The following is a 19,926-nucleotide window of genomic DNA, read 5'->3' as shown; positions in this document are numbered from 1 at the left end:
GTTGATTTAAAATGATGATTAAAGGTTTATCTTCACACCCAGCGATACTGAACGGCTATTACCCAACAGACCGGTGTCGATGCCCTGAAGCAACTGCGATCCGGCAGTGATACAGTCAGGATCGGAACCGAGATAACGGGTGATGGTGAAAAGGTTCTCTGCGCCGGCCCACACTGTAATTCCCTGCAGATAGGTAGACTGCACGGGCAATGTGTAGCTCAGCGTAATGTTCTTCAGTTTCAGATATGAGCCGTCCTCTATCCAACGGTCACTGAAACGTGCGTTGCCTTTGGGGTCCTGATAGCTTGCGCGTGGCACGTCAGTATGCTGTCCTTCTGTGGTCCATCTGTTCAGCATGGCTGTGGTCTGGTTGTAGAACATGCTTCCGCTTTCCAGCACCGAACGGCGGTAATTGTAGATATCGTTGCCCAACGAATAGTTGAATGTTGCATCGAGACGCCATTTCTTCCACTGCAATGAGGTGAATATGTTACCGTAGATATCCGGATTGGGATCGCCTATCACAACACGGTCGCTCTCGTCAATGCACTTGTCACCGTTGGTGCTGACGAAACGCATGTCACCGGCTTCAAAGTATTCGGGAGTGCCGTTGCCGCTCAACTGATACAGGCCCTCGTTGGCAGCCTCAGCCTCGCCGGCTATCACACCGTTGGTACGGTAACCGTAGAAAAGTCCGATGGGACCGCCAACCTGTGTCAGTACAGTACCGCCGTATAACTTGGTCTCTATAGGCTTGTTGCCGGGCAGAGCCGTAACCTTGTTCTTGTAGTGTCCGACAGAGAATCCACCTTCCCACTGCCAGTCTTTGGTATTCAACAGCTTGATGTTGGCCTGCACATCAAAGCCCTCGTTCTGCAGTTTTCCTCCATTACCCCAGTTCTCCTGCAATCCGCTCACCCATGAGAGTTGCTGGAGGGTTATGAGATCGGATGTCCAGCTCTTGAAATAATTGAAGCGCAGGTTAAGACGGTTGCCGAAAAAATTGCCTTCCATACCGGCTGTGAGACGCTTGGTTGTTTCCCATTTGAGCATATCATTACCGATGTTGCCTATCAGTTTTCCGCTCACTTGTGCATTAAACATCTGCCTTGCAATGAAATACGTACGCGATGCGGTAAAGTCAAGGTCGTCATTACCTGTAACATCGAAACCGACATTGAGTTTCAGATAGTCAATCCCGGGTACGTCTGCCATCCATTTCTCATTTGAGAGCACCCATGAAGCCTGTACTCCTGGGAATATACCCCACACGGTATTGAACAAATCCAAGCCGTCAGCCTCGTCTCCGAAACGTGACGAAGCCTGTGCCGAGAGGCTTGCCGTAAGATAATACTTACCGGCATAATTGTAGTCGGCTTGTCCGTACCATGTTATTTCACGGCTCTTGTCATCAGCTCCGTCTGTAGATTTCATGGCAAGACCGCTTGACATCACAGGAATTTTGTCATTACCGGAATTATAGGCTTTCTGTGCATTCAGCTTATAATTGTAGCTCAGATAACGCATTCCTCCGAAAACATTGACAGCATGTGCTCCGTAACGGTTGTGCCAGTTCACACGGGTATCGCTCTGTATGTTTATCTGCCGTGCTGTCATCGAACCGAGCTTGTTGTTGAAATATTCTGTCAATGAAACTGAAGGTTCCTTGAACCTTGGTGTTCCGTTGATAGGCAGATAATAGTTCTCATTGGTATTTATCAGCGTGAAGTTGAAGTGTTCGCTCAGCGACAGATACTTGTTGAACTCGTATCGCGGAGTGATGGAGAGCATCACAAGACGGTTTCCGAAATGATTGCGGTTTTCACCGTCGCCATACTCGAGAATACTGTTAGGGTTGATCAGCGATGTTCCGGCACGTGGGTTCCCATTCTCATTGAGGTTGGGCACTTTGGCCAGATAGTCGTCGGCCTGTGACAGGAAACGGCTCAAATTGCCGTCGGTATCGTAGGCGTAAGGCGACAGGAAAGGAGACTTGATAAGACCAAGCAGACTGGTCGAAGTGACAAGCGAGGTGCTAATATTGTCCGGAGTGCCGTCGTCAAGCAGGTTACGGTTAACATCACTATAGGCTGCGTCAAAACGTATGGTCAGTCCGCGCACCACATTGATGTCACTGTTCAGACGCATATCGAAACGGCTATAGTCATTGCCGCGCTGGGTGCTGTTGCCCTGACTGTATCCTACTGACAGGTTATAGTTGGCAACATCGTCACCACCCTGCACGTTGATACCGTAATTCTGCACGAAAGTGTCGTGATAGACTTCCTTGGTCCAGTCAGTGTTGTTGTGATATTGCTTGTAATAATAGTAGTCCGGATCGTTTACGAGAAAGTTGAGACGTGATATGTCGGTGGTCTGGTTGTAAAGCATCTCCGACGCCAGCAGTCTGTAGTCCTCAGCTCCCATCATATCGGGCAGCTTGGGCAACATCTTATATGTGCCGTTGATGTTCACGTCTATACGTGTGGCCATGCTCTTGTTACGCTTGGTGTTGATAAGTATCACACCGTTTGCCCCCTTTGCACCGTAGATGGCTGTTCCATTCTTGAGCACGGTAACGTCTTCAATATCGTTGACGTTGATATTGGCCAGCAGATTGTTGTAGTATCCCTGATGAATCATACTGCGGCCATACTGCATGTCCATCACTACCCCGTCGATCACGATAAGCGGCTGTGCGTTGGCCTGAAACGAGTTGAGACCATTCATAAACATGGCATTTCCAAGTCCCAGATTGCCACCGCGCGAGACAGAACGCACGTCGCTGCCCAAGCGCTGGCTGATAAGATTGTCGATGCTAAGATCGGCCGTATTGTTGAAATCTCCTGTAACAGCCTTGCGGCCGGCTTCAGTTGTACGGGTATAGTCAGACCGGAATGACGAAGGATAAAGCCGTCCATCTGTATTTGCAGGATTTGTGCCGATGGCTTTCTGCTGGATATTGTAACCATCTACAATCATGGAGACGGATGTCACATAATCGGGCATTATCAGCTGGTATTTACCTTTATCATCGGTCATTGCCGAATAATGGTTATTGCCGTAGGCTTCTATACGCACACCGGCAATAGGCAGTCCGGTGGCAGCATCGGTCACAGTACCGCTCACAGTGACGTTTCTCCCGTCTTCTGGTTCTGCAGCGGCAACTACCGTACAGCTACCTATGCAGAGAGAGAACAGCATCGCTTTTCTGATATATTGAATGAGATTGTTCATATCTGTATTGTGGTTTAAGAATTAAAAAACTACTCTTTAGTCTTAGGACGCAGATAAATGCAGTCTATATAAATAGGACGGGTATATTTCTTTCCTTCCGAAGCAGTCATCTGGCATGTCAACTTGAGTGTGATATCATCGTTGGCAGTGTCGTATCTATTGCAGACAGGGAACTCAAAGTCCTCGGCCAGCACCACTGTGTCGACACGCACCGGGTCGTTGTGGAACTTCTTGTTACCGCAATTGAATGTCTTCTTGTTGCCGTTGGCATCAATGTAACCTACCTCTGCCTTAAACTGACAAGACGTGTATTTCTCGGCATTGGGGTCTGTAATTGAGCGTGGCAGAATGATGGCACAGACATCATAACGGGCCGAAAGTGTGCTTGACAAACGGAACGTCACGCTCCAGTTGGCCGTGTTGCTGCTCGGTTCTATATCCAGATAAGCACCATTCGATATACTGTCTGCATCAAGTTGGCGCGAAGTATACGTGCACTTTTCCGCTTTTATGATATAGCTTGTATACTCACCTTCTATTTCCAACTCGCGGAAATAAGTCTGCAAGGGAGTGAAAGGCCACTCCTCAGTCTCATAAAGAATACCGTTGCTACTCGTCGTAGCTGTGGCTGTGCTCAATATACCTCCGGGTTCAAACGGCTTATGGAATACGCTGTATTGAGGTTCGGACTGCGTGTATGTCAGAGAACACAGCGAGTCGTTTGGAGCGGCCTGGGTGGTCATGCTGTATATACCGTCGAAAAGCAGCGCGTATGTAGCATAGAGACGCTGCAGCGAGTCGCGCTTCTCCTCTTTCGATGAATAGTTGAAATAGGAACAAGCCTCATCGTAAGCTTTTCTCCAGCCTTCAGCTTTGGGCGCCACCATCCAGTAAGTGGAGTCTTCGCTGGTGAGTTTGGCCCTGAGCACATTGTTGAGAAAATCGTTACGCTCGATTATCACAGAATCGATATATACAGGTACACCGTCGACAGTACCGTTCTGCACGCTGTTGTTCTCATCAAACTCATCGCGGTCGTACGACCGTATGAAATCGCCGATAGCCTTGAACTCCTCACGGTCGGTCATCTGTTCATACAGATTATAGTAATAAGGAAGTTTTTCACTGACAATGTGCAATATACCGTTCTTTGCATGAAGATTGTTTTCCTTTATCTTCACATTGTTGATGCCGTCCAGACTGAGAGAGGCTCTCTTGTTGTTCATCATCAGGATGTTCTTCTCTGCAGATGTAACAGAATTGGCCGAGCGTGCGATATGATTCAGCACAAAAAACTTCTCGACAATAGAGTCTCCCTTATCTGTGGCTGTCTGGTCTATATACGCCTGCTTGTCGAATGTTCCGTTTACAGGTGCCATCACTGTAAACGACTGACCTGAATTGAGAATCTCGGCATAGCTGGCATTTGTCTTCTTGTGCATACGGAACAGTTTGGTATGCTCCAGTACCTCACAAAAATCACTCAGCTCAGGGCGTTGCTGCATCTGCTCCCAAAGTGTCATGCTGCCTCCTTCGGCCAACTCACCGTCATAGTGGTCATCCCAGTCGGTACATGCCGCCATCGAGCAGATGGCTACGCCTAATATATAATGTATTGCTTTCATAATTTGTTGATTTTCGTTCTTTATTTCTTGCCGTGGGGGCTGTATTAAAATAGGCGCAGCCCCCGACCGGCTTTACAAATATGTTGGATTTAATCCTACGTTTTCTTGCCATGCATAGTTGAAAACAAGTTTCACTCTGCTCATCTGGCTTTACGAAAACGTTTGTTCCCGTACAGACATCAATGCTGGTCCTCGCCTTCGGGGCTTGCATAAATATTCTTCGGACAGAACTCTATATAGTCGAATGACATGGAATAATTGCCTTTCAGCAACTGCCGGAACCTCAACCAGTATTCCTTGTTGGGGTCCATATCCTGTGTCACCAATACACGACGCATCACCCAACCGAGAGTACGGAACGACGGTTCACCATTGTTGGCTCCACCGCCTTGAGAATCCGGAGCCTTCATGAAACCACGGTTGTGCAACGACTTGTCGAGAGCACGGTTCTCCTCCTCGTCATCAGTATCCTCCTTCCAGCCGTCAGGCCCCACACGCAAATCCAAAGGCACGCCGCAGGCGACATCGTTAAGATAGCACTGCACAATACCACGGGTTGACTGCGAACTGTAACCGACGCGAATCTCGTAAGTACCGTAATTAGGTACCGGAGGCAGCTTTATCGTAAGATCAAACTCACCACAGAAAGCCACCATGTTGCCTTCCCATGAGTTTGTCCATATCTCATTACCGCGCACACCGACAAGAGACGCCTCATTGGCATCTTTCACATTTGTCATAAAACCGGGCTTGAACATAGTCATCGTCTTCTCCGGGAACTGCACACGTGCCTTGCTGGCATTGAGGAAATCAGGAAACATCGTCGTGGCATCGATACGGAGACGGTTGTTGAGTGCCTCCTGGTCAAAATAGAGCACACGGTCGACATAATGGTATACACCGTTGGCACTGCCCTTAGCCACCAGATTCAGTTCACTTCGCGCTTCCGACGGAGAATAAACTCTCACACCTCTCACCTGCAAAGTCTCCATACGCTTGCGGTTGATATAGACCTTTCCGTCTTTAGGACCGCTGCAACGCATTATAGCGCCGGGACACAATGTCTCGTAGTAATCCTCAGGATCTGCCTTGTCGAGGAAACAATAATAGTCCTTGATGGTGCCTGTAATGACCAACTGGTCATAATTCAGAAGCATCGGAATAACATGATAAGCCATAAAACGGTTCAAGGGATTCCTCGGATCGGTAAAATCGTCATCATAGAGACCGGCATCGGCCGGGAATGCCTTGTCATAGACTTTCTTCGCCTCCCTGAACAAATCTTCTATGGTAAATATATTGGCTTTGTTGAACACTTCATCCGTCTCGACAAAAGCCGTATACTTGAAATAACGTCGCTCCGGAAACTTCACCTTTGTCCATTTCTCGCCGTCAGCACCGAAAAACACTTCGGGCAGTCCCTCTTCAACCGAATCCCGGCCGATAAAGTAAGCATAGTCCTCCACTTTGCGCATTTTCAGTTCAAGACCGGTCAGAGCAAGCGCCTGAGCGAACAGCCTGGAAGCTGTATCTTTCTTTATCACATCCGGCAGAAGCTCACTGCTTGACACCAGCAAACGGTCGATGACATGAACCACACCGTTGGTGACAGAGTCGTCGCGCTCGATCATCCTGGCAGACTCATTGACATAATAGATGATGGCATTCTCGTTTTCTTCGTCAGCCGAACATGATATCGTAATGTTGCGATCGTCCATGTTGAGTTGCGGCAACGCACCTTCAGTTGTAGTCTCACTATATGTGAAATAGGCACCGTCCTTGACAATGTGAGTGCGTGCGATAGTATCACAGACATTCTGCGGGATGTCCTCCACAGACTGATACCCGCAACTGCTCAGATACGTGCTCACGGCATCATTGGTAGGTGCGAACAATGTGTACTCTCCATATGTGGAAAGCGTGCTCAGGAAATTGGAACGTTGCAAGATACGCGTGAACGAACTGAAACGTTCCGGATTCTGCTGCAGGAATCCGGCAGCGGTCACTTCTGTGGCTGTATAATAGTTGTCAGGGAAATCGTCATCATTGCAACTGACCACTATATTGGCAATGAATGCAACTGCAGCGAGCAGCATCCATGTCTTTTTCATTCGATACTTCATAGCTCGTATTTCGTAGGTTATTGTTTTCATTAATTTGTTCCCAACTGAGCGTTATTGTCCTTGTAAGCCGGATTCTGCTTCAGATAAGGATTCTTTTTCAGTTCCTCACGAGAGTAAGGATAGTAGATGATGTTGGGGTCGGCCAGCTTGATACGTATGGCGGCAGTATTGCTGGTATGCTTCTCAATGGCATTGTTCACCAGACGTGCCGTATTTCCGTCACGGCGGGCCATACGCACAAGGTCAAACCAACGTTTTCCTTCGAACATCAGTTCACGATGGCGCTCACTGAACACCAGCTCCTCCATTACATTGACAGAAGTTGAATAATCGTCGTACTTCAACGTGTCGCCATCGGTAGTACCCAGCACATTCCGGGCACGCTTGTTGACGGCATTTATCATAGAGAACGCTTCTGGGAAATGCTCTTCGCCCTGAAGCAGCTCGGCTTCAGCCTTCATCAGCATCACGTCCGTAAGTCTGTAGAAAATCCAGTTGCTCTTGTCGTCTTTGCGCAATTCCTCATAGGACTGCACACCGCTCTCATCCTGAATGTTCTTCATATTGAGATCCACATCTTCACGGGTGTATTTCCTTATGGCATAACGTCCACCCTTCTCGATGATGTTCTCATATCCCCTACAGTCATTCTTGCTGATGAATATCTTATTCTGGTTTTTGGATATATTCTCGTACAGATGACCGGGTGCGCTCAGGAAACCGAAATAACTGTCATTCCTTTCATTGTAATAGTACGAAGACAAGTATTCGTTCTTATTACCGTATCTGCTATTGCAATACAACTCGAAAAGGCTCTCAAACGAATTGCCTTCGCCGAATATTGCGTCATAGGCGTCTCCACGAGAAGTCTCAATGCTTGAGTTCAGAGGAGATTCCAATATCAGCGGAACACCGTTGAACAAGGCTATGCTACGCAGAGCCTTCGCACGCAAATCCGGATCGGTCAGCATCTCTTCATACTGGCTCTTCTTGTACTCGATAATCTCGTCGCATGCCTGTATACACTTTTCATACTCGCCTGCCCACAGATACATGTCAGCCAGAATGGCACGTATGGCCCAACGCGTTATGCGGCTGCTGTTCACAAAAGCATTGCTGTTGTCGTCGAGATAATAACGGCGTACAGCATCATCCTTACAGCCCTCCAGATCCTGTATAAGACTATGGAGTATTGTATTGAAGTCAGTTGCAGGAATCTGGTAATTCTGAGTATCGTCAATGCTCGGTTCTGTAGTATAAGGCACGTCACGGAACGTCTTGATAAGCGTGAAATAGCATATAGCCCGTATAGCCTTTGCCTCGGCAATATTCTCCCTCAGCTCGCTGTCCTTATAATTAGGGTCTATCTCGTTTACCCCAGGAGCATATTGTATGAGAGTGTTGCAGTAGTTGATGGTCTTGTAAACAGCTTCCCAATTGCATATCTCATTGTCCGGCTGCAGGTTCTCCTTCAGAATGTCCTGCAACCAGAAAGGCGGGTTTGTCCCTGACTTCATATTGTCAGAGCGTACTTCACCCCACAATCCGATACGCCTCAGACACTCGACGCTGCCCAATGCCTCGTAGCAGCTCATCAGTTCACTCGTGGCATCGGCCTTTTCAGTCCAATAGTCTTCGAGGACTATCTCATTTTGCGGCTTGATTTCGAGGAAGTCGCTACACGATACAAGTGCGGCCGCCCCCAACCCTGCCATTATATAATGCTTGATTGTTTTCATATCTTGATATATATTGTATTAAGATGTTAGAACTGTATGTTGATACCGGCAGTGAAAGAACGCGAACGCGGTGTCTGCGCATAGTCCGTAACGATACTCAGCCCTCCGTAACCCACTTCAGGATCGGCTCCTGAATATTCCGTAAGACAGAAGAGATTGTTGGCCGAGACATCGAATCGAAGTCCTGTGAGACCTATTTTCTTCAGCATCTTCTTTGGGAACGAATATGACAGCTGCGTATAGTTGAGCCGGAGGAACGAGCCGTCCTCGACAAAACGGTCACTGCCCAACGCATTATAGTTTGAAGTGCCGTAGAGAGCCCTCGGTATCAGAGCGTCCGACTGTCCTTCCACGCGCCAACGCCAGTTGACCGCGCGGCTCTGGTTGTTGACATTGTTCATGCTCTCCGCATTGAGACGGGCGGCATTGATAATCTTGTTGCCGTAACGGAAGTTGAACTGGTTGTTCCATGTAAGACGCCCGAAAGTGAGCTTGAATCCGAATCCGCCGGTAATCTTAGGAAGTGACGAACCCAGATAGACAATGTCCAGTTCGTCGATAGTTCCATCGTGGTTTATATCTTCATATATGGCGTCACCACCCTTGAATTCGTAACCTACCTTGCCATAACGGAATGTCATTGGAATAGGACGTCCGCGATGGTCGAGAACCACATTACCGTTCTCGTCGCGTGCTACCGGAGCGTTCGGACCACTTACCTTAGGCTCCTCCACATCCGAATATTCCGAATACTGATAGACTCCCTTGTAACGGAAACCATAGATACTTCCCAACGGACGGTCCAGCTCAACACGGGTCATATAATTGCCGTTCGCTCCGTTCCATTCTTTATTGAGACTCGACAAGCAACTCTCACTCATCTCCTTCAAGGTATTCTTGTTGTTGGCGAACGTGACATTGAAATCCACCGAGAACTTTCCGGCCTTTATAATCTGGTTGCCGTTGATGTTGAACTCCCATCCCACGTTGTCCATCTTTCCGACATTGGCCCATGTCAGTGTGGGATATCCGGAAGAAGTGGGAATACCGTAATTCTCAAGCAGAAGATCACGTGTCACCTGCTTGTATATTTCCACATTTCCGGTAATCTTGTCGTCAAGGAAACCGAAGTCTATACCAAGATTATAAGTCTCTTTCTCTTCCCACTTCAAGTTTTTCAACTGTATGTTGTTGGGATGAGTGCCACCGTTGCCTATGTAGCCTGTACTTCCCACATAACGGCTCAGGAACAGGTATTCCTTGTTGGGCTGTTTACCCACGATACCCCATCCCGGACGTACCGAAAGCATCGAGACAAACGGCAATGCCTTCTTGAAGAACGGCTCGTCGCTGATGTTCCACCTGAGTGACAATGCGGGGAAGTTACCCCACCGCTGGTCCGGTCCGAACTTGGTGCTGCCGTCACGACGTATGGAGAAATCGGCCATATATCGTCCCTTGTAGGCATAGTGTGCCGAGTATGTCAGGTAAATGCTTCGCCACTGTCCGCTGCTTGTACTCATTTCCTGAATGGGTGCAGAGGCCGAAGGACTCTGGATGCTACCCGACGGAAGACGGAACACACCTGTGCTCTGATAGTTTGACGAACCGCTGTTCACCTGTCCGCGGAGCATCATCATCAGCGAGTGGTCCTCGTTCCTGAAATGCGGTGTGAAAGTCAGAGTATGTGTTGTGGAAATACCCAGCTGCTTGCTGCTGTTGGACACAGCCTTGTTGGGGTAACTTTTGGTTTTGTCGTCACCTGCATACCATCCGCCGTTGTTGATTGCCGAGGGACGGAATGTGTCGTTATACTCATTGTATATATCGAACATAATCTTTCCCTCGTAGTCGAGATGCGTCTTGCCTTCGTCGGTACCCAACAGCTTGTAATTGATTTTGAACTCGGGCTGTATCTTGTATGTAGACTGATTGTTCTTGGCAAGATGAGCCAAAGCCACAGGGTTGTCGAGCATGTACTGGTCGTCCAGTTCCTTTGAATGGTCGAACTGGATGTTGTAGAAGCGGTCGGTATCGTTGCCGAACTCATCCTCCTCATATATAGAAAGGTTAGGCATGCGTTTGTAGGCAATACCCAGCAGATCGCTGTAGTTCTTCTGGTTGCGGGTGTATGTGAACGACAGGTTCGACTCGAACTTGATGCGTGTGCTCACAAAATAGTCGAGAGCCACACGTGTAGTGAATCTGTCAAGCTGCTGCTTGATGATGGAACCAGTCTCATGGTCGTAACCTGCACCGATACGGAAATTGGCTTTCTCGCCTCCTCCCGATATCGAGACATAATGGTTCTGACGCCATCCTGTCTGCTTTACGGCATCCACCCAGTCGGTGTTGTCGTCAAACATGCGTGCCTCACTGAACTCCATCGGATTAAGATAGTTCAACTCCTTGATATTGCTGGCTGCATCACTCAGTTTCTGGTTGAAGAACGCCTCCTTCATCAGCATGGTATACTCGTCACCATTGAGCATCTTCATGCCTTCGGGCTGATGAGTGGCAGTGAGACGGAAAGAATAGGTCACCGCTGTCTTGCCGCGCGCACCGCGTTTTGTCTTGATTTCGATGACACCATTGGCACCCTGGCTACCCCATATTGCAGTAGCGGCGGCATCCTTCAGCACTGCGATGCTCTCGATGTCGTCGGGGTTAACATTGAGCAGTTCGGCAAATTTCTCGTCGTTCATGCTCGCGTCCACGCTCTCGTCCGTCTGGAAGACATTGCCGTCCACCACGATTAGCGGTTCGCTTGAGCCGTTGATGCTCGACACACCGCGCAAGCGCATGGATGTACCGGCACCCAGGTTTCCGCTGTTGGCCACAATGTCCAGACCGGCGATACGTCCCTGCAGGGCCTCGTCAATCGTGGTAAGGGCCAGACCCTCAAATTCCTTCGTGCTGATGGTCTGCCGGGATGTGGAGACCTCACGGTCGGGAATGGCAAGTCCCGAACCTTGCGTGCGTCTTTTCGACTTCACCGTGAGTTCGCTTATCTGTGTGGCATCCACAAGATTGATGCGATATGTGGTCTTGTTGATAGGCAGCGTCTGTGTCTTGTATCCCACGAAAGAAACCCTCAAACGGTTCTTTGGGTTCTTCAGTTTCAACGAGAAGTTTCCGTTGAAGTCAGTTATACAGGCTGTCACGATACGGTTGGCCGCGTCTATCTCCACCACATTGGCCGTAATCACCGGCCCCATGCTGTCAAACACCTGACCGCTGATGATTTGCCCGGCTTGCTGTGCAAAAGCACTGCCGACAGTCAGCAGGCATCCGAGTGCCGCTGAAGTCATGCGTCTTATACATCTGTTGTTGGTTATATATTCCATGATTATTCAGTTTTCTTAGGGTTATTCATACATCAACGGTCCGTCTATCTGATGGATGACAATAGATGAGTTCGTCTCGATGTCAGTGGCATCCTTCGCGCTCTTGCCGGGATAGATATACTCTCGGGCAAAACGGTTGTATACGGCGGGACTGGTCTTCACTACACGACGCGTATTGTTCTTGCCGTCCTTTATGGAGATTTCCTTGTCGTCGGCAGTTACAGACAGACGCACGAAACTGTTGGTACGCGTGTCGATAAGCGCGGTCTCATACAACGAGCTTTCGTTTCTGCCACCTATGACAAGGGCGTTGTCCTGTATGTGGTATTTCACAAAGTTCACCAGTTTCGTCGAGTCGGCAGTAACGTTGATGCCGGCCTCCCGCTTCTCGTCGATCTGCTCCGGGTCAGGCAATTTGCCGTCATTTATCAGATTGCGTATTGACTCGTTGGTGGGCACATATACAGTATATTGATAACTGTTGAACACATTTATATAATTGTCACCGCAGGTCTTGTCCTTATAGTTGTTCTCGATGAGCCCCGATGCCTCGAGCAGTCCTGCAAATTCGCTGAACTCAGGCGTGGCTTCAAGAATCTTCTTAACGCTCTGACGTGTTCCGAGAATAGGCTGTTCGTCGAGGATATATGTCTTTCCGTTACCGCCGGTCTGCTCTTTGGTCTGGTTATATATATGGCTGACAGGTATCGGCCGCAGGTTGTCGTTCATCTGATATGTACCCTCGATGGTCATGCCACCGGCTCCTTTCGACGCGTCCTTCACACGGATTATCGAGTTGCCCATCGTCTTGTAATACTCGTGGCCATCCTCGATGTCGCCTACCACCACATGGTCTTTCAGCAGGAATTCCAGACGACGGTCCAATCCCCAGTAACCGCGCTTCTCATCGATGGAGTCGCCCACCACACCTGTTGCCGGATCGTATTTATGAACAGACGCATACGGCTCCTTGGTAGCGTTGTCATAATGGAAACGCAGCATTTCCAGATCAGTCTTGCCATACGAACAAGGATCCACATACTGCAATACGGCATTGCTGCTGGGCACCATAAGGCTGTAAGTCGAGGTCAGCGAATTGAGCAGCGCATCATAACGGTGCTGGTTGATAATCCACCACAATATCTTATAATTGTCGTTGAAGACGATGAGCGGATACATCACACTGACAAACGACGTGGGCGCGAACACCTTGTTTGTCAGATAAATAGCTCCGTTACATCCCAGCCATACCGAATCCACATCATTCGTCGTTATATTCATCGGGTCGTTCGACTTGTTGAGCATGGTAGGGAATTTGCTCGGCACACACGAAGTGAGATATTTCTGCATGTTGTTGTTGACCAACTCGGCTATCACATTGTCCGGCACGGCTTCCCATGTTCCATAACGCTCACGCAGAATGCTTCCGGCACCATCTCTCCAGTAATAATCCAATGCCTCGTCGCTCGGCACCATCATCAACGCCATGTTGCGCTGCAACTCTACATCGGCAGTAGTGTTCTGCCCGGCATAATATTCGTTCCATCCCGGGTCAAACGTCAACAGTTCCGCATCGTCAATCACTGTTCCGTCTGCGGTGGTGGAATATGGTCTCCCACCCTGTGACCATTCGGAGAAGAAGCGTTTCTGGTAGGCTTTCTCTGCCGGCCATGACAGTCCAAGACGAATGGAAGCCTCCTCCACGGAATCAGGAGCGCTGAAACGCTCAAGAAACGAGTTCCAACGGCTTGCCACAGGCTTTTGGGATATTATTTCGGCCATGTTCTGCAGCGGAGTCATAACCTCTTCGGTACGGTTGATGAATCCGTTTGAGCAACGGATGTCCTCTTCCACTACCTGCAGACCGTTGACGCTGGCCTGTCCGGGCTTACGGTTTGTCTCATTATTATATAGGAAATCGTAATCCTCGTTGGTTATCTTGTTATTGGCCAGGAACTTCTCCATGAAATGAATCATGGGTATATATGTGAGATCCTTGAAACAATACGTAAAAGGCTGACTTTTCAGATGTTTCCAATACTTGTTGTCAGGCATGTCCTCCGGCCTGAGCCTTGGAACACTGTCATAGGGGCTGAGTGCCGAAAGGCGACGCATGCAGGCTCCCTCTACCGGGCCCTCCGTGTTGCAGAGATAGTTCAGCTGATAACTGTTGTTGATCATCGCCCCGAACAGCAGCATACGCTTCTGCGCCTCGGACAGCTGCTCGTAAGAACGCACTCCGAAACTGTTGTTGGCATAAAAACGTGCAAAAGCATCGTCGTCGGCCACAAAAAGAGTTTTGGAACCGGTCTTGTTCAACACCGCGGTATAGCCCAGATCATCGATAATTCTGGTCATGTTGGTGTAGTTCCCATTACCGGCAAGATAACTGTAAATGGAGTTACCCCAGTTGGATGGAGTCCTCTCGTCCAAGTCGTACTCAGAACATGAACTGAGTCCGAGTCCTGTCATTCCGGCCATTACCAACGCCAATGCACCCAGTCTTTTCCTGGTGTGCCTTGCCAATGACGTACCGCCTGACGACAGTGAAAAATACTTGATTGCCATAGATATTAAATTGTTAATTTTGTAATTATTGCAATTTTAGGTTTTCTGCGGCAAAGTTAACATATTTTTGATATATGCTTTATTTCCTATGTTTATAGCCCTTTTCTAATTGTTACAAGGTTTTTGTTTTTATCTCATTATATTCACTCCTTGTTTCACAACAATTCTATTCAACGTCACAATATCCTGAATATCAATAAATTACAGCAACAACTCGAATATATTGAAAAAGAAGTGCTTTCGTGCGCACATCACGCTTCCACATGTCCGTTCAAATTGGCATGATATGCAGTCATATAGCCTTTTAAAGGCTGTAAATGCCAATTTACGGATTGTATGAACATTCCATTTTGCTTATTGACGCCATGTAAAGAATCACAATGTATTATCATTACATTATAATATAATGATATTCAAGCCAAATCTACATTCGACAAACACCAATGAAATATGTACGTATTATTCCGAAAAAAACACATTTTATTTTTTCCAGACTGGAAAAGCAGAAAGGCCCTCTCTGGTGTATCGACACACGTTTTTTGCATGGAAAATTTGCCGTAAGGGCCTCCCGACACTCCCGCGAGGGCCGTTTCGCATTGCAATAAGGCCGCCGCCGCAATGCAATAAGGGCCTTATTGCAAGGTGATAAGGCCCTCTCTGCTTTATTTACAAATCCGAATTACTGTAACACTCTGAATATCAGCGCTTCCCGTTTGAAGCAAAAATCGCGTTTTTCAGAGCCTTGTCCGGAAATCGCGATTCAGATGCCGCTTAACATACGTTAAAGTAAATATATTTGGTCATGACCGTACAGCCGTATGTATCATCTGCAAATGCCAGATTTTCATATGCGACTCACATCCCGTACATACAAAAGCCGACGAAAGCGACATGTCGGACATAGCGTGCATTCTACGGTTCTTGAAAATATAATCATGGCATTTGAAAGCAACAATCTGGTGCTATTTCACACTTTTCGATTATAATGAAACGAAAAGAAAACAATCTGTAACGGCAAATTATAAAATGTTGTTTGAAGATGTGCTACCTTTGCAAAAACTTAATTAAAAACCATAAACCAATTTAATTAAAAACCACAAATTAGCATGAATAAGATAATGTCTCAGAAAGTACCCCTTGGCGAGAAGATCGGCTACTCGCTGGGTGACGCTTCGGCCAATCTCGTGTTCCAGATGATGATGATCTTCCAGCTGAAGTTCTATACGGATGTGTTCGGCTTGGACGGTGCCATAGCCGGCTCCGTGTTGTTGGTAGCCCGCATTGTCGATGCGTTTGTTGACCCCGCTGTAGGAATAATCTCCGACCGCACTAACACGAAATGGGGAAAATACAGGCCATGGGTGCTGTGGACGGCATTGCCGTTCAGTGTCTTCTACGTACTGGCTTTCTATAATCCCGGAATAGAAGACAAAGGCATGGTAGCCCTCTATGCCACATTATCTTATATATTGCTTATGACAATGTACTCGCTGAACAACACTCCATACTCGTCGCTTGGCGGTGTTATGACAGGCGATATCAAGGAGCGCACGAGCATCACGTCGATACGATTCGTCGCCGCCACTATAGCACAGTTTGTGGTTCAGGGCCTTACACTGCCGTTGGTCAACAAGTTCGGCAACGGCGACGCCCAACGCGGATGGCTGTACACGATAAGCCTGTTTGCCGCCATAGCCTTTGTCTTCCTTGTGATAGCTTTCTTCTCTTCCCGTGAGCGCATCGCTCCGCCTCCGGCTCAGAAGATGAACATCAAAGAAGATGTGAAGGACACTTTGTCAAGCGTGCCGTGGCGGGCCATGTTCGTGCTCACGTTGTTCATCTTCATCACTCTGGCCATGTGGGGCAGCGCCATGAACTTCTATTTCCAGTATGCCGTAGACCAAAAGTCATTGTACAACTTCCTCGACATGCTCGGATTGACGGACCCTGGCAATGAGAAGACCGGAATATGGGCCACCGTATTGGGTTCCTTCAACCTTATCGCACGCGGACAGGCCGACGCCTACTCCATCGGTTTCTCACTGTTCAATATGATAGGAGCCGTGGTACAGTTCATCGGAGTCATCTGTCTGTCAAGCTATCTGGCCAACCGTTACGGCAAGAAGCAGACATTCATTGTCTGCCTGTCACTGACCGCACTGTTCACCGCACTGTTCTATCTGCCCACGCCGGCCGACGTAGAACTGATGTTCGTGCTCTGCATACTCAAAAGTCTGGCATACGCCCCTACAGTGCCGCTGCTATGGGCCATGATAGGCGACGTAGCCGACCACGTGGAATATGTCAACCACCGCCGTGCCACGGGCTTCTGCTTCTCGGGAGTAGTGTTTGCGCTCAAGGCCGGTCTCGGTCTCGGCGGTGCCTTTGCCGGTGTGATACTGTCTGTGTTCGGCTACGTATCAGGTAATGTTACAACGCAAAATGACATGGCTGTAGACGGAATACGACTTGTATCGTCGATAATTCCGGCATTGCTGTTCGGTATCGGAGTCGGCGCACTGTTCTTCTATCCAATTACCAAGCAATATAATGAAAGGATGCAGGCCGATCTGGCGGAACGCCGCAGGCAAGCCGGCCAGGAGGCAAACCCATAAATAACTAAAAACAGAACGATATTATGAAGAAAAGAACATTTTTGCTTGTGGCTGCATGTATAGCCTTGCCGGGCCTGCTCTCGGCACAGCAGACAGGACTGAAAGATGCCGTGTCCGGGCATTTCCTGATAGGAGCCGCCATAAACCAGAGACAATCTGACGGGAAAGACGCAAATGCCACAAAGGTGCTGAAACGCCACTTCAACACGATAGTGGCCGAAAACTGCATGAAATCAGGATTGCTACAACCACGCGAGAACAAATTTGACTTCAGGGCGGCCGACCGCTTTGTCGACTATGCCGAGAAAAACGGACAAGTGCCGATAGGCCACTGTCTTATATGGCACTCACAGGCACCGCGCTGGTTCTTCACTGACGACGAAGGGAAAAGAGTGAGCCGGGAAGTGATGATAGAACGCATGCGCAAGCACATATCGACGGTGGTGGGACGATACAAAGGCCGCATAAAAGGATGGGATGTGGTAAACGAGGCTATCGAAGACGACGGCAGTTTCCGTCGCTCGCCTTTCTATGAGATTGTAGGTGAAGACTTTATAGAGATTGCCTTTAAGGCGGCCCATGAGGCAGACCCTGACGTAGAGTTGTATTACAATGACTTTTCCATGTCCAAACCGGGCAAACGTGCTGCAGTGTGCCGCCTGGTAAAGCGGCTGAAAGATGCCGGATGCCGCATTGACGGAGTAGGTATGCAGTCGCACAACGGACTTGACTATCCGGACCTTTCCGACTACGAGGCATCGATTGACTCGTTTGCCGCTTGCGGAGTGAAAGTGATGATAACCGAACTTGACGTTAACGTGCTGCCAAATCCGAGAGGATTCGGCGGAGCCGCCGTCGAGCAGAATTTCGAATATCAGAAGAAATACAATCCTTACACGGCCGGACTGCCGGAGGATATGGCCGAAAAACTGCGTGAAAGGTATAAGGCACTGTTCGACATCTACCGCAGACACAGCGGACAGATTTCACGAATCACACTATGGGGAATCAGTGATGCCAATTCGTGGCTGAACAACTGGCCTGTACCCGGACGTACCAACTACCCGTTGCTGTTCGACCGAAAATACAACGAGAAACCCGTTGTTGACGATATTATCAATATGTATAAATAAACCAAACAAGCATAGACATTATGAACAAGTTACCAAGATATCTATTTCCTGAAGACTATATGGCCGACCCGTCTGCCAACGTTTTCAACGGCCGTCTTTACATATACCCGTCACACGACTGGGACAGCGGAGCTACGGAAGACGACAACGGAGGGCATTTCGAAATGAAGGACTATCACGTCCTGTCACTCGATGATGTGGAAAACGGTGAGGTGACCGACCACGGTCAGATACTCTGCGTGGACGACGTGGACTGGGTCGGACGCCAAATGTGGGACAATGACGTGGCAGAACGTGACGGAAAATATTATCTGATATACAGCGCCAAGGACAAATGTGACATATTCCGTCTCGGAGTGGCCGTGGCTGACAGTCCCGAAGGTCCGTTCCGGCCCCAACAAGACCCAATCAGAGGGTCTTATTCGATAGACCCATGCGCATTCAAGGACGACGACGGTGAAATATATGTGTACTTCGGAGGCCTGTGGGGCGGGCAGTTGCAACGTTATCGCGACAACAAAGCGCTCGAATCGGCACATTTGCCGGCCGGCGATGAGGACGCACTGCCGTCGAGAGTAGCCAAAATGGACGATTCAATGCTACAGTTTGCAGAAGAGCCGAAACCCATCGTCATATTGGACGCCGACGGCAATCCACTGAAAGCAGGCAATCCGCACCGTTTCTTCGAAGCCTCGTGGATGCACAAATACAACGGACGCTATTACTTCTCCTATTCTACAGGTGATTCGCATCTGCTGTGTTATGCCACCGGCGACTCGCCGTACGGGCCATTCACTTTCCGCGGAGTGCTGCTCGACCCGGTTGTAGGATGGACAACCCACCACTCCATAGTGGAATACAAAGGACAATGGTACCTGTTCTATCATGATTGTGTCCCGTCGGACGGTGTTACATGGCTGCGCAGCGTCAAAGTGCAGCGCCTGTATCATAATAGTGACGGAACGATAATGAAAGTTGTCAATGAATAATCGTAATAATGATATGTTAGTTGAGTACTATGCCGGCCACCGCGATGAACTGATAAAGTTCATCGCGGCAAGGCTCGGCTCTGTACCCGATGCGGAAGACTTGCTGCACGATGTGTTCCTACAGTTGCTCACCACTGAAAACATCATATCCACAGTAACGCTGTCGGGATTGGTATATACAATGATACGCAATCGGATAACCGACCGTTTCCGCCGTATGGCCATCTACAGGGAATATGAAAACGCGTCAAAACTCGAACATTCCGCAACATTCAATGCAAACGGCACAGCCATATACAGCCCGGCAGAATCGCGGCTGGCAATGCGCGATATCACAGAGCACATAGAACACGGACTGGCCGGCATTCCGGAAAACTGCCGCGAAATTTACCGCATGCACATCTATGCCGGAATGAAGACAGGAGAAATATCCCGACAAACGGGCGACAACTACCGGTCTGTCGAACATCGGCTCGGCAAGGCACGCATATACATACGTACTTATCTGTCTCAGTGTGTATAAGGCAGCAAAACATAGCCCACAGAAACG

Annotated in this window: 10 protein-coding genes; 4 read left to right on the top strand and 6 right to left on the bottom strand. The window is 48.7% G+C overall.

The features are described 5' to 3' along the window. Positions 1–18: 18 nt before the first annotated feature. From HPS55_RS03955 to HPS55_RS03930, 6 genes are all read right to left on the bottom strand, one after another. A complete protein-coding gene (locus tag HPS55_RS03955) occupies positions 19–3,237 on the bottom strand; it encodes a SusC/RagA family TonB-linked outer membrane protein (RefSeq protein ID WP_253945828.1) in 3,219 nt (1,072 codons plus the stop codon). A gap of 29 nt (positions 3,238–3,266) precedes the next feature. Continuing rightward, complete coding sequence (locus HPS55_RS03950) at positions 3,267–4,862, bottom strand: fasciclin domain-containing protein (protein WP_172176354.1); 1,596 nt, start codon at positions 4,860–4,862, stop codon at positions 3,267–3,269. 179 nt (positions 4,863–5,041) lie between these two features. Continuing rightward, positions 5,042–7,015 carry a fasciclin domain-containing protein gene (locus tag HPS55_RS03945; RefSeq protein WP_172323505.1) on the bottom strand — a complete coding sequence of 658 codons (1,974 nt, stop codon included), beginning with the start codon at positions 7,013–7,015 and terminating at the stop codon, positions 5,042–5,044. Continuing rightward, positions 7,015–8,724 (bottom strand): RagB/SusD family nutrient uptake outer membrane protein, encoded by a 1,710-nt coding sequence (locus HPS55_RS03940; protein WP_172176358.1) that lies wholly within the window; start codon positions 8,722–8,724, stop codon positions 7,015–7,017. Before HPS55_RS03940 ends, HPS55_RS03945 begins: the two co-directional genes overlap by 1 nt. Before the next feature lie 26 nt (positions 8,725–8,750). Further along, a complete protein-coding gene (locus HPS55_RS03935; RefSeq protein WP_172176360.1) occupies positions 8,751–12,071 on the bottom strand; it encodes a SusC/RagA family TonB-linked outer membrane protein in 3,321 nt (1,106 codons plus the stop codon). A gap of 21 nt (positions 12,072–12,092) precedes the next feature. After that, entirely contained in the window at positions 12,093–14,639 is a 2,547-nt protein-coding gene (locus tag HPS55_RS03930) for a fasciclin domain-containing protein (protein ID WP_172176362.1), read from the bottom strand. 1,106 nt (positions 14,640–15,745) lie between these two features. On the opposite strand from HPS55_RS03930, the gene HPS55_RS03925 reads away from it, so the two are divergent. Genes HPS55_RS03925 through HPS55_RS03910 form a run of 4 tightly spaced genes read left to right on the top strand, consistent with a single transcriptional unit; the run spans position 15,746 to position 19,899 of the window. Next, the gene (locus HPS55_RS03925) at positions 15,746–17,254 is read left to right on the top strand and encodes an MFS transporter (protein WP_172176364.1); all 1,509 of its coding nucleotides are present in this window, start codon (positions 15,746–15,748) and stop codon (positions 17,252–17,254) included. A gap of 23 nt (positions 17,255–17,277) precedes the next feature. After that, complete coding sequence (locus HPS55_RS03920) at positions 17,278–18,387, top strand: endo-1,4-beta-xylanase (protein WP_172176366.1); 1,110 nt, start codon at positions 17,278–17,280, stop codon at positions 18,385–18,387. A 20-nt stretch (positions 18,388–18,407) separates the two neighbouring features. Then, complete coding sequence (locus tag HPS55_RS03915; protein WP_172176368.1) at positions 18,408–19,376, top strand: glycoside hydrolase family 43 protein; 969 nt, start codon at positions 18,408–18,410, stop codon at positions 19,374–19,376. 13 nt (positions 19,377–19,389) lie between these two features. Further along, positions 19,390–19,899 carry an RNA polymerase sigma factor gene (locus tag HPS55_RS03910; protein WP_172324703.1) on the top strand — a complete coding sequence of 170 codons (510 nt, stop codon included), beginning with the start codon at positions 19,390–19,392 and terminating at the stop codon, positions 19,897–19,899. The last annotated feature ends 27 nt before the right edge of the window (positions 19,900–19,926 follow it).

Source organism: Xylanibacter rodentium, from assembly GCF_013166575.1.
GTDB classification, from domain to species: domain Bacteria; phylum Bacteroidota; class Bacteroidia; order Bacteroidales; family Bacteroidaceae; genus Prevotella; species Prevotella rodentium.
This window is presented reverse-complemented; position numbering and strand designations above follow the sequence as displayed.